The sequence below is a fragment of the Subtercola frigoramans genome (assembly GCF_016907385.1).
Taxonomy (GTDB): domain Bacteria; phylum Actinomycetota; class Actinomycetes; order Actinomycetales; family Microbacteriaceae; genus Subtercola; species Subtercola frigoramans.
Genome location: NZ_JAFBBU010000001.1, coordinates 3,621,578 through 3,634,033 on the forward strand (window position 1 = coordinate 3,621,578; position 12,456 = coordinate 3,634,033).

A 12,456-nucleotide genomic window follows, 5' to 3' on the forward strand; every position below is an offset into this window, starting at 1 on the left:
GTTTTCTCTACGGGACGCAATGAGTTGTCACATATATTCGGTGAGCTCCCACCGAGGCCCGCAGTCCACGCTCACAACCGAGTGGATTCCATCCACTCGGCAAGTCGATCAAGCGTGTCGACGGCAGCAGGCAATCCCGGCCGATCAAGGAATCCGTGAATCGTTCCGACCACGAACTCCAGCGTGACCGACACGCCCTCTGCCGCCAGCTGCGCGCCGAATGCCTCCCCCGAGGCGCGGAGATTGTCGGCTTCCGCGTTCACAATGAGAGTCGGGGGCAACCCTCCCAGCTGGTCGGAATTCGCCGGGAACGCAATGCTGTCACCCAGCGCTTGCTCATCCCCGACGAAGTTGAGGTTGAAGACGTCGACCATCCCCGGCGTGATCTGGTCGCTCGGCGCCAACGTCTGCAGGGCGGCGGCCGCCTCCGTGCCTGGGTCGGGCAGCTCGGAATGAACCAGAGGGTAGACGAGGATCAGGGATGCCGGCTGGGGTGCGCCCGTTTCGAGCAGCCGCAGGGCGACTCCCGCCACGAGGTTCGCCCCTGCGCTCGCTCCACCCAGGTGCACTCCCTCGGTCGGTACACCGAGAATGCCAGGATCCCCCGCAACACCGGCCAGCCACCCGGCAAGCACTTCGTCTGAGGGCACGGGGAACCTCACACCGTTGAGCGCCTTCTGGTAGTCCAACGCAAGGACGGGGATCCCACGGGACGCGAGTTCCAGCGCAACCCAGTTCGATTCGGGCATGTCGAGGTCGCCGGCGATGAACGCGCCCCCGTGCACCCACACGAGGCCGACGGTCGACGCCGCACCCGTTGTGTACCGGCGCGCCAGGACGGGCATCCCATGCGGGCCGTCGATCTGGACCTCGGTCACCGTCACGGCCGCCAGGTTCGGGTACCGCGATAGCAGCGATTCGGTGTCGATGTCGGTGCGCGGGTCTTCGGCTGGCCCGGAGGTCTCGAGCTGTTCGATCATCGCGCGACCGATCGCAGCGCCGGGATCGATGTCGCTCATGCTTTCACCGCCCCGGCGGCTGACTCGAGCAGATGATGCCGCTCGACGCGACGCAGAGCCTGCCGCGCCGGGTCGGGGACCGGTGCCGCCATGAACAGCAGCTGGGTGTACGGATGCTCGGGCCTGGCTGTCACCTGGTCACCGTCGCCGCTCTCGACGATCTCGCCGTGGTACATCACCGCGACCCGGTGGCTGACGTGCCGCACTACCGCGAGGTCATGCGAGATGAACAGATAGGCGACGCCCGTGCGTTCCTGGATCTCGATGAACAGGTCGAGCACCCGGGCCTGCGTGGAGAGGTCGAGCGCAGAGACGGGCTCATCGCAGACGATCAGCCGCGGCTCGAGGGCCAGAGCCCGGGCGATGGCGATTCTCTGGCGCTGGCCCCCACTGAATTCCCGAGGAAGGCGGTTGATCGCGTCGGGCGGGAGGTTCACCTGGTCGAGGAGATCCTGCACTCGACTCTTCGCCTGCTTCGTATCGACGCCACGTGCCGTGATGGGTTCACTGAGTATCTGGCCGACAGTCATGGCGGGGTTCAACGAACTGTACGGGTCCTGGAACACCACCTGGATCTCGGAACTCAGTTCGCGACGGGCGCGACGGGAGAGGGTTCCGATCTCGCGATCGCCATAGCGGATGCTCCCACCGGTCACCGGCGCAAGACCGAGGATCGCCCGGCCGAGCGTGGTCTTGCCAGACCCCGACTCCCCGACCAGGCCGACGGTCTCCCCCGGCTGGATGTCGAGCGACACGCCCTTGAGCGCCTGGAACGGCTTCTTGCCGACGCCCTTGCCGGGGTACGTCACTTCGAGGTCGCGAACGTCGAGAAGAGTCGTCATGATGCATCCTCCGCTGTGATGGAGACGAGTGGGGATCGCGCAGGGCCGTCTTCGAGAATGGAATCGAGGAGTGACTGCGTGTAGGGGTGCTGCGGGTTGGCGAAGATCGAGGCAGCAGTGCCCGACTCCACAATGCGGCCCGCCTGCATGACAGAGACCCGATCGCAGAGATCGGCGACGACGCCGAAGTTGTGGGTCACCAGCAGCACCCCGAGATTCAGTTCGCGCTGGAGATCACGAATGAGGTCGAGCACCTCCGCCTGCACGGTGACGTCGAGCGCGGTCGTAGGCTCGTCGGCGATCAGGAGCTCGGGGTCGCACGAGACGGCCCCGGCGATGAGTACGCGCTGCGCCATACCCCCTGACACCTCGTGGGGATAGGCGGCGAAGGTCCGGGCCGGGTCGGGGATGCCCACACGGGCAAGCAGATCCATCGCTCGTTTCTTCGCCTCTGCGCGTGAGAGCTTCAGAACGACCCTCATCGGCTCGACCAGTTGGCTGCCGATGGTGAACGAGGGGTCGAGGTTCGACATCGGCTCCTGCGGAATGTAGCCGATTCGCCCCCCGCGAACGGTGCGGAACACGCTCTCCGGCGCTCCGGCGAGCGAAACGTTCTCGAAGACGATCGAGCCAGAGACAACCCGCCCGCCTTCGGGCAGCAGCCCCAGCACAGAGAACGCCGTCTGCGTCTTTCCCGAACCCGATTCGCCGACGAGACCGAGGATCTCGCCACGGCGAATGGTGAGGTCGATCCCGTGGACGACCTCGATGACGGTGCCTTTCGGCTGGTCGTAGCCGACGACGATATCCCGGATGGCGAGGAGCGTGCCATCGGGAAGCGGCTCTGTCGGGGCAGCATCTGTCGACATTGCGTGCCCGACCGTCGCCTTCCTGCCCCGAACCTTCTTGCGCTTGGTGCCGGCCCGCTCCAGTTCGTCGCGCGCCACGTTGGCGACGAGCACGAGGGCCATCGATGTGAGCGCAATGGCGAGTGAGGGCCAGAGCATGAGGATGGGCGCGCGAAAGATGTTGGCGAAGCCGTCGTTGAGCATCGAGCCCCAGGTGGGAACGCTCAGGTCGCCGAGCCCGATGAACTCGAGGCCGGATTGGATGCCCAGGGCGATTCCGATGACGATGGCGCACTGGATGATGATCGGAGCTCGCACGACAGAGAAGATGTGCCGCCCAATGATCCGCGCGTCGCTCAGGCCAGAGACCCTCGCCGCATCGACGTAGAGCTCGTTCCTCACCGAGACGACGGAGGACTGCACCAGCCGATAGAACGCGGGCGAGAGGAGTGCACCGAAGATCGCCATGGCCAGCCAGACCGACGGGCCGATGATCGCTCGTGCTGCGAGCAGCACGATGACGGCCGGCATGGCCATCACGAGAGAGGTGACCCACGAGGCGACAGAGTCGAACGCACCACCGTAGTAGCCGGCGATGAGGCCGGCGGTGACACCGATGACCAACGCGACAACAGTGGCCAGCAGTGCCGCTCCAATGCTGATCTGGGTCGCCACCAGCAGGCGAGAGAAGATGTCGCGCCCGGCGGAGTCACCGCCGAGGAGGTGTTGCGGGCTCGGTGGCGCGAGGATGAGCTTCAAGGACGAGAGGTTCGGGTCATAGGGGGCGATCGCAGAGCCGAAGATCGCGACGAAGGCCACGAGGGCGAGAAAGGCGAGGGATGCCACCGCAACCGGATTGCGGAGCATCCGTCTGAAAAGACCGGATCGTGCTTGGCTGGTGACCGGCGCGGGCGTTGCATATTCGGTCATGACAGCCTCACTTTCGGGTTGATGGCGGCTTGGGCGATGTCGATGATGACGTTGACGACGACCACGACGATTGCGGTCACCGTGACCAGGCCCATCACGACGGGAATGTCACCCTTGACCGTGGAGTTCACGGCGAGCTGCCCGAGGCCGGGAATCGCGAAGACCTGCTCCACGATCACCGCCCCACCCAGCAGCCCGATGAACTGGATGGCGAGCACGGCGAGCGCTGGACCCCCGGCATTTCGCAGAACGTGCTTTCCGACGATTCGCGCTGGCCCGAGGCCACGGGCCCGCAGCGTGCGGATGTAGTCACGATTGAGAGTGTCTTTCACCGATCCACGAATCTGCTGCGCCAGCGCCGCGACCACCACCAGCGCCAGCGCCAGTATGGGAAGGGTGACAGAGGAGACCCATCCTGTGAACGACGTGGTGATGGGAATATACCCGGTCGCTTTGAACCACTTGAGGCCGACCGCGAAGACGAGCACCAGCGCCAGGGCCACCAGGAATCCGGGGATGGCGAATCCCAGCACCGAGACCACCTGCACCGCGCGGTCGACCCAGCCACCTCGTGTGGCGGCGAGCAGACCGAGCACCAGCGCGACGATCGCTGCCAGCAGGGTGGCACCGATGATCAGCGAGAGCGTGACAGCCAGGCGGCTGGTGACTCCCGTGGCAACGAGCTCGCCGGTGAACCACGAACGGCCGAAATCCCCGCGCACAGCGTGCGACAGCCAGTCGGTGTACTGCGCCCAGAGCGAGCGGTCAAGGCCCAGGGCGGAGGCCTTCTGGCTGACGAGCTCTGCACTCGCGTTTCGCCCCAGAATGCGCCGGGCGATGTCGCCGCCACTTGCATAGAGCAGTACGAACGCGATGCCGGAGATCACGAAGATGAGCACCGCGCCTGAGATCAGGCGACGCAGAATGAATCGGGTCACGGTATGGGGATTCCTAATCGTTCTAAAGGCATGCTAAGGGGGATCGACTGTCTGTCGACGGCCGATCCCCCGTCGCCGTGCGTGATCTAGCCCTTGGGCTTGAAGTCGTAGATCGCGGGTGAGGCGTTCGTCGGCATGACGGTGACCGACGTCTGCGCGTCAGAGGCGAACGACGACTTGACCCGGAAGAAGGGTGCGAACCAGGCCTGGTCGACGATGTACGTGTTCAGTTCCTTCGCCTTGGCAGCCTGCGTCGCCGTGTCTCCGTGCTGGATCGCCGAGATCAATTCCTCTGTCGTAGCATCGCTGGACTTGAATGGATTGAAGGTGGCGGTGGGCGACAACATGAACTGAATGAGTTGCCAGTCCGGGTTCTGTTCCAGCGCCATGAAGACCGCTGGGTACTTGGGAGCGACCATGTCGGAGATGTAGTTCTCAGGAGCCGTGTCGGTGTACTGCACGGTGATTCCGACATCGGCCAGCTGCTGGGCGATGATCGAGAACGAGGTCGCTCCCAGGACCACGGTGCTCGGCATGGAGATGGTGAGACCGTTTGCATATCCGGCCTGGGCGAGAAGTGCTTTCGCCTTGCTGGTGTCGAACGGGTACGCGTTGTCGAGCGCCGGGTCGTAGGCAGCGGAGGTCGCCTTGAACACCTGCGTGGTGACGTCACCGTTTCCCTGCTGCAGGGCCTGGAGAAGTCCCGGTCGATCGATCGCGTAGTTGATCGCCTGGCGCACCCGCACGTCGGCCAGCGCAGGGTTCTGCGTGCCGGCACGGTCGAGCAGCAGAAGTCCCTCGAAGTCGAGTTCGTTCAGGTTGAGGCTCCACCCGGCCGCTTCGACCTCGGGGAAGTTGAGGCTGTTGGGCAGGCGAACCGCGTTCGCTTCACCCGCCTTGATGGCGTTCACCGCGGCGGTCGGGTCGGAGATCACCTTGATTGTCAGCTTGTCGTAGTGCTGCAGATCGGGGTTCCAGTACTTCGGGTTCTTGGTGAACACGTAGCTGGTCCCGGTGACCGTCGAGGCGGTGTCGAGAACGTACGGCCCAGAGCCGATCGGGTTCGTCGCTGCGTCGGCAGCATCGAATGTCGCCGGGCTCTCGACGAGGCCCGCCTCTTTCGCGAGGTAGCTCACCATCGCGGGGTCTGGCTGTGAGAGCGTGATGACGATGGTCTTGTCGTCCGGGGCATCAACCGAGGCGACGTTCAGGAGATCTGTGGAGTAGGGACCGCCGCCCGATTTGAAACGATCGAGGTTCTGCTTGACGATTCCCGCCGTCAGGTGAGTCCCGTCGGTGAAGTTCACGTCGTCACGGATCGCGAGCGTCAACACCGTGTTGTCGGAGTTGTACGTGTAGCTCGTCGCCAGGAACGGCTCGATCGTGCCTTCGGCCGTCTGAAGCAGAAGCGTGTCGTACACCGACTGGTAGAAGAGCGATCGGTTGCCCCACTCCGCCTGCGTCGTGCTGAAGCTGTTCGGAGCGATGATCGTGCTGATCACGAGGGATGGTGAGGCGGTGTTTGTCGAATCGTCTGTCGCGGCACACCCTGACAGCGTCAGAGCGACGACTGCGAGAGCGGCTGCTGTGGCCTTCCAGCGGAACATCTTTGTCCTTAATTGTTGTTGCGCTCCGTCGATGGACCGCGTGTGATTGAGGAAGCTACCATGAATTTCTAGTGACCACTAGTTTTTCGTTGTTTTTCGTCTCAATCGTGAGCGGGGTCCCCAGACTCGTCGAGTCGGCTAGGGTGATGTTCTCCGAAAGTGAGGACCGGTGAGCGTGGCGAACGAAGCGACGGACGAAGCGACAGCTGCGATGGTTCCGAAGGGCCGACTTCGCGGTAGTTACGCGAAGACCGAGGCGACTCGCTCCGCGATCCTCGACTCTGCACTCGAGGTCTTCGCGCTGGGCGGCTATCGCTCGGGATCGCTTCGCGACATCGCGGTGCGCGTCGGAATGAGCGAGGCGGGTCTGCTGCACCACTTCAGCAGCAAGTCCCGGCTGTTGGAGGCGGTGCTTGAACGACGGGACGCCATGGCCGACCAGTTCGTACCGCGCCAGTCGATCGATGGCCCGACCTCCGTTCGGGGCCTGGTGGCACTGGCCCGGTACAACGCCTCGACTCCGGGAGTGGTCGAGCTCTACTGCACCTTGTCTGCCGAGGCGACCTCACCCGATCATCCTGCACACGACTACTTCGTGCGGCGATATGTCGTGACTCGAAACCTCCTCGCGGAGGCCTTCGCCGACCTCGGCACAAAGGGGCTGCTCAAAGACGGAGTGGATCCGGCCAGGGCAGCGAGTTCGACAATTGCGCTGATGGATGGCCTCCAGGTGCAATGGCTCCTGGATCGCACGGTTCTCGACATGGCCGACGAATTGCGTGTGCACCTCACGAACATCACCACGCTCGAACTCTGAGCCCGGCACCCGACCTCGGACCTCTTCCCCTGCTGGCTGTACGGTGCGAACAAATACCGATCACTCATTCGGTTTTGGTGTATGGTCCTTGATGTCGCCTGAATGACAGGCGCAGAGGACACGGGAGTCCCATGACGAACACTGGCTCTGCCGACACCGGCGGAAGAGAGACGGTCGGCCCTGCCGACGCACTGCACCGCACGAGCGCATTGGCGATTCTCTCTCAGCTCACACTGGACGAGAAGATCTCCTTGCTCGACGGATCGGACTTCTGGAACACCCAGGGCATCCCGAGGGTCGGACTTCCCTCGATCATGGTGACCGACGGGCCGCACGGCCTGCGCAAGCAGACGGCGGATGCCGACCATCTGGGCCTGAACGGCTCACTGCCCGCCACCTGCTTTCCTTCGGCCGCCGGAATCGCATCGAGCTGGGACACGACCCTGATGCGCAGGGTCGGCGAAGCACTCGGCGACGAGTGCAGGGCTGCCGATGTTGCTGTGCTTCTCGGCCCCGGCGTCAACATGAAGCGGTCACCGCTGTGCGGCCGCAACTTCGAGTACTTCTCTGAAGACCCCCTCATTGCCGGCACACTGGCTGCTGCATTCACGGCAGGAGTGCAGAGTAAGGGCGTAGGGGTTTCGCTGAAGCATTTCGCGGCGAACAACCAGGAGACCGAGCGGATGACCGTGTCGGTCGACGTCGACGAACGCACTCTTCGCGAGATCTACTTTCCGGCCTTCGAGACCGTGGTTCGCGAGGCCACCCCGTGGACGGTCATGTGCTCGTACAACCGCATCAATGGCACCTACGTCTCAGAAGACCACAGGCTGCTCACCAGCGTGCTGCGCGACGAGTGGGGCTTCGCGGGCCTTGTCATCTCCGACTGGGGCGCGGTCAACGACCGCGACAGGGCGGTCGCGGCAGGGCTCGACCTGGAGATGCCCGCCTCCGGGGGATCCGGTGCCACCCGCGTCAACGACGCGATCACGGCGGGAACGCTCAGCGAATCTGACGTCGATTCTGCCGTTCTGAACGTTCTCACGCTGGTTGCAAGATCTCAGGATCGCGAACCACTCGAGGCATTCGACGTGGGCGCCCACCACGAACTTGCGCGCGAAGCCGCCCAGGCGAGCGCGGTCCTGCTGAAGAACGACGGCGGAATCCTGCCGCTGTCGAATCAGGGGGGTCCCATTGCCGTGATAGGCGAGTTCGCCCGCACGCCGCGTTACCAGGGCGCCGGCTCGTCTCTCGTGAACCCGACCTCCGTCGACAACGCACTCGATGGCATCCGTGGTGTTCTGGACGGAGGGCGCGAGGTACTGTTTGCACCCGGCTACGAGATCGAGTCTGAAGGCAGCGACGCGGCTCTCATCGACGCTGCCGTCGCGGCCTCCTCGAACGCTGCCGTCGCCGTGGTGTTCCTCGGGCTGCCACCCTCGTATGAGTCCGAGGGATACGATCGCGAGCACATGGAGCTGCCCGCCAACCAGCTGGCTGTACTTCACGCCGTTGCCGAGGCCAACACGAACGTCGTCGTCGTACTCTCCAATGGTTCAGCCGTCACCGTCTCGGGCTGGCAGCACCTGTCGAAGGCCGTTCTCGAAGGCTGGCTGATGGGCCAGGCCGGCGGGAGTGCGACGGCCGAACTCCTCTTCGGTCTTGTCTCCCCCTCGGGCAAGCTCGCCGAGACGATCCCCGAGCGTCACCTCGACACCCCGACGATCGGCAACTTCCCCGGCGAGCGCGGCGTGGTGCGCTACGGGGAGGGGCTGCTCATCGGCTACCGCTGGTACGACACCCGTGACCTCTCGGTCTCGTATCCATTCGGGCATGGACTCACGTACACGACGTTCGGCTATTCAGGTCTCTCGGTTGCGGTCGACTCAGACGGTCCGGAGCCGCGGGTCGTTGTTCGGCTCACGGTGACGAACACGGGAGAACGCGAGGGTTCAGAGATCGTGCAGGTCTACGTGACCGATCCTGAGGCGACTGTCGAGAGACCGGCACAGGAACTCCGAGGCTTTGCTCGCCTCACGCTCGCCCCCGGCGAGAGTTCACCCGTCGAGATCGACCTGACGGCACGCGCGTTCGCCTTCTGGGACGTGGCCCACCAGGGTTGGACGATCGAAGGCGGGGAATTCGGCGTTCTCGTCGGCGCCTCCAGCCGCGACATCCGTCTCTCGACGACCATCCAGCTGACGGGCACCGATTCTCTGCCAACGCTGTCGAAGGAATCCTCTGTCGACGAGTTCTTCGCTCACTCGCAGGGACGACAGTGGCTCGAGGAGCGCCTGAGCGGCACCGGATTCGGTGACATGCTTCTCGACGAACAGCACGGCCGGATGCTGCGGGCAATCCCGCTGGTTCGCCTGTCACGGTTCCCCGGGGCAGCATTCTCCGAGGCCGAACTCGACGAGGCGATTGCGGGCTTCGAGGCCTGATCCGACCCGGATCCGGCCCGCATCCGGCGCAGATTCGACGCTGATCCGGCCACTGCTTCTGCCGCCGCTATGTCTAGGCTCGGAGGCGTGACCGAATTCGCAACGACTGCTCCCACACCTCTGCACGACCCCTCGGAACATTCGCCAGACATCGTGATCGTCGGGGGAGGTCACAACGGGCTCGCCGCGGCGGCCTACCTCGCACGAGCCGGCCTGTCGGTGACGGTGCTCGAGCGGCTGGCCCACACGGGAGGGGCCGCTGTCTCGACTTCGCCGTTCGAGGGTGTGGATGCTCGCATCTCCCGCTACTCGTACCTGGTCAGCCTGCTCCCCCAGAAGATCGTCGACGACCTCGGTCTTCGCCTCAGCTTCGCCGAGCGCCGCTATTCGTCGTACACACCGGTTCCCGGTGGAGACGGCGGCCTCCTCATCGACACCCACGACGCGGCGGCAACGAGGGCGTCGTTCGAATCGATCGGCGCGGGTGACGATGCCGAGCTCTTCACCCTCTTCTACGAACACTGCGCCCAGCTCACCGGCGCCCTCTGGCCGACGCTCACCGAACCGCTGCTGCGCCGCAGGGATGCCCGAGCCCTGGTCGGGCACGACGAGACCTGGGAGGCGATGATCGAACGACCCATCGGCGACGTCATCGAGCGGCACCTGCAGAACGATCTCGTGCGCGGCGTCATCCTCACCGACGCGCTGATCGGCACGTTCGCGCGCGCCACCGACCCGGGCCTCGCCCAGAACGTCTGCTTCCTGTATCACCTGATCGGAAATGGAACGGGCCTCTGGAACGTGCCCATCGGTGGCATGGGTGCCGTCACCGATGAGCTTCTTCGTGCAGCAAGCGAGGCCGGAGCCACGATCGTGACGGGGGCGGAGGTCCTCGCGATCGACGGCGGTTCAGCATCCGTGCCCGCGACTGTGACCTATGCGGCAGCAAGCGGCGAGCGCGTGACCGTTGGGGCAGAAACCGTGCTGGCGAACGTCGCCCCCGCCGAGCTCGAACGTCTGCGCGCACCTTCCACTCCGCCCGCCGCCCCACCCGCCGGATCGACTGGGCTTTCGGCGGAGCTGGGCCGACATGAGCGCAATACGGGACCAGTCTCGCTCAGCTCCGCCGAAAGTCCCGAGGACTCGGACACGGGCACGGACTCGGTCCCGGCCGCGCCCGAGGGAGCGCAGGCGAAGGTCAACCTGCTGCTCACCCGCCTGCCGCGCGTTCGCGACTCCTCCCTCACACCCGAGGCGGCCTTCGGCGGCACGTTCCACATCAACGAGACATACTCCCAGCTCGACCGGGCCTACTTCCAGGCCGCGAGCGGCAGCCTGCCAGAACCGCTGCCGTGCGAGATCTACTGCCACAGCCTGGCTGATCCGAGCATCCTGTCGCCTGCCCTGCAGGCCGCGGGCGCCCAGACGCTCACCGTCTTCGCCCTGCACACGCCGCATCGGCTCATCACCCGCGAGAGCAACGACGCGTTTCGTGCCGAGGTGCAGGCTGCGGTGCTCGCCTCGCTGAACAGCGTTCTCGCCGAACCCATCGAAGACTGCCTGATGCGAGATGCGAACGGCCAACCGTGCATCGAGACCAAGACCACCCTCGACATCGAAGACGCGCTCCGGATGCCCGGAGGCAACATCTTCCACGCGCCCCTCTCGTGGCCCTTCGTCGACGACGATGCCACCCTCAACACCCCCGCCGAGCGGTGGGGAGTCGAGACCGCCGACCCACGGATTCTACTGTGCGGCTCGGGGTCACGCCGCGGCGGTGCGGTCAGCGCGCTGGGTGGCCACAGCGCGGCGATGGCAGTGCTCGAAGCGCGCGCGTCCGTGCCACATCCCTAGTCATCGCGTTCCTCCGGCCACAGGGAGAACCCCACGCAATCACGCCACCGGCCCGGCAGATGTCGACGCGCACCAGCGGCAGGTAGCCTCACTCCATGACCATTGTCGACAACGCCATCTACGTCGACGGCCGGCGCGCAGTCGAGCCGCGCAACCTCGAAGAGACGTTCGAGGTGATGCGCGAGAACCACGGCGTGGCCTGGATCGACATGTTCCACCCCGACAAGGCCGAACTGCAGCAGGTCGCCGACGAGCTCAGCCTGCACCACCTCGCGGTGACCGACGCACTGACCGGGCACCAACGGGCCAAGCTCGAGCGCTACGGCGACACTCTGTTCATCGTGCTACGGCCCGCGAAATACCTCGACGACACCGAGAAGGTGGAATTCGGCGAGGTGCACCTCTTCATGGGTCCGGACTTCGTCGTCTCGGTGAAACACGCCGATTTTCCTGACATCGGGGCTGTGCGCAGGCGCCTCGAGGGTGAGCCCGAACTGTTCGCGGCGGGGCCCCATGCCATCGTCTACGGCATCATGGACTACATCGTCGACGGCTACGCCCCGGTCATTGCGGGCCTGCAGAACGACATCGACGAGATTGAGGACCAGCTCTTCAACGGCGATCGCGAGGTCTCGCGGCGCATCTACGATCTGCTGCGCGAGGTCATCGACTTCCAGCGCGCGACCCGGCCCCTCGACGAAATGCTGCGCCCCCTGCTCGACGACTTGAAGGACGACGCCGACCTCGAGATCCGGCGCCACCTCCGCGACGTGCTCGACCACGTTCTGCGCATCATCGATCGCTCGGAGGCTCTCCGCACTCTTCTCGAGAACTCCCTGACGGTGCACTCCACCCTCATCGCCCAGAAGCAGAACGACGAAATGTCCCGGATGACCGAGACCAGCCTTGCGCAGGGCGAACAGGTGAAGCGCATCTCCGCCTGGGCTGCGGTGCTCTTCGCCCCGACACTGGTCGCCGCGATCTACGGGATGAACTTCACCAACATGCCCGAGTTGAAGTGGTTTCTCGGCTACCCCTTCGCCGTGGCACTCATGCTCGGCTCCGGCGTCGCCCTCTACGTGGCATTCAAGCGTCGCGGCTGGCTCTGACCGCTCGAGCTTCGCACTCCTCTTTCTTTTCCTCCCGCCGCTCAACGC

9 protein-coding genes are annotated in these 12,456 nt (G+C 64.9%); 4 read left to right on the forward strand and 5 right to left on the reverse strand.

The features are described 5' to 3' along the window. Positions 1 to 71 precede the first annotated feature (71 nt). The 5 genes from JOE66_RS16695 to JOE66_RS16715 form a co-directional block, all read right to left on the reverse strand. The gene (locus JOE66_RS16695) at positions 72 to 1,019 is read right to left on the reverse strand and encodes an alpha/beta hydrolase fold domain-containing protein (protein ID WP_205111358.1); all 948 of its coding nucleotides are present in this window, start codon (positions 1,017 to 1,019) and stop codon (positions 72 to 74) included. Then, positions 1,016 to 1,861: an ATP-binding cassette domain-containing protein gene (locus JOE66_RS16700; protein WP_239518349.1), complete on the reverse strand. Its 846-nt coding sequence runs from the start codon at positions 1,859 to 1,861 to the stop codon at positions 1,016 to 1,018. The genes JOE66_RS16695 and JOE66_RS16700 overlap by 4 nt, the downstream gene beginning before the upstream one ends. After that, entirely contained in the window at positions 1,858 to 3,639 is a 1,782-nt protein-coding gene (locus JOE66_RS16705) for a dipeptide/oligopeptide/nickel ABC transporter permease/ATP-binding protein (RefSeq protein ID WP_205111359.1), read from the reverse strand. Before JOE66_RS16705 ends, JOE66_RS16700 begins: the two co-directional genes overlap by 4 nt. After that, positions 3,636 to 4,577, reverse strand: a complete 942-nt coding sequence (locus JOE66_RS16710; RefSeq protein ID WP_205111360.1) for an ABC transporter permease — start codon at positions 4,575 to 4,577, stop codon at positions 3,636 to 3,638. Before JOE66_RS16710 ends, JOE66_RS16705 begins: the two co-directional genes overlap by 4 nt. 86 nt (positions 4,578 to 4,663) lie before the next feature. Next, positions 4,664 to 6,184, reverse strand: coding sequence for an ABC transporter substrate-binding protein (locus JOE66_RS16715; protein WP_205111361.1), 1,521 nt, complete (start codon positions 6,182 to 6,184; stop codon positions 4,664 to 4,666). A 169-nt stretch (positions 6,185 to 6,353) separates the two neighbouring features. Here JOE66_RS16715 and JOE66_RS16720 point away from each other — a divergent pair, with 169 nt between their 5' ends. From JOE66_RS16720 to JOE66_RS16735, 4 genes are all read left to right on the forward strand, one after another. Then, positions 6,354 to 7,001: a TetR/AcrR family transcriptional regulator gene (locus JOE66_RS16720; protein ID WP_307827260.1), complete on the forward strand. Its 648-nt coding sequence runs from the start codon at positions 6,354 to 6,356 to the stop codon at positions 6,999 to 7,001. A 131-nt stretch (positions 7,002 to 7,132) separates the two neighbouring features. Next, on the forward strand, positions 7,133 to 9,445 hold the full coding sequence (locus tag JOE66_RS16725) for a glycoside hydrolase family 3 C-terminal domain-containing protein (RefSeq protein WP_205111363.1): 2,313 nt from the start codon (positions 7,133 to 7,135) through the stop codon (positions 9,443 to 9,445). An 87-nt stretch (positions 9,446 to 9,532) separates the two neighbouring features. Then, entirely contained in the window at positions 9,533 to 11,299 is a 1,767-nt protein-coding gene (locus tag JOE66_RS16730; RefSeq protein WP_307827261.1) for a phytoene desaturase family protein, read from the forward strand. 95 nt (positions 11,300 to 11,394) lie between these two features. Continuing rightward, complete coding sequence (locus JOE66_RS16735) at positions 11,395 to 12,408, forward strand: magnesium and cobalt transport protein CorA (RefSeq protein ID WP_205111367.1); 1,014 nt, start codon at positions 11,395 to 11,397, stop codon at positions 12,406 to 12,408. Positions 12,409 to 12,456 lie beyond the last annotated feature (48 nt).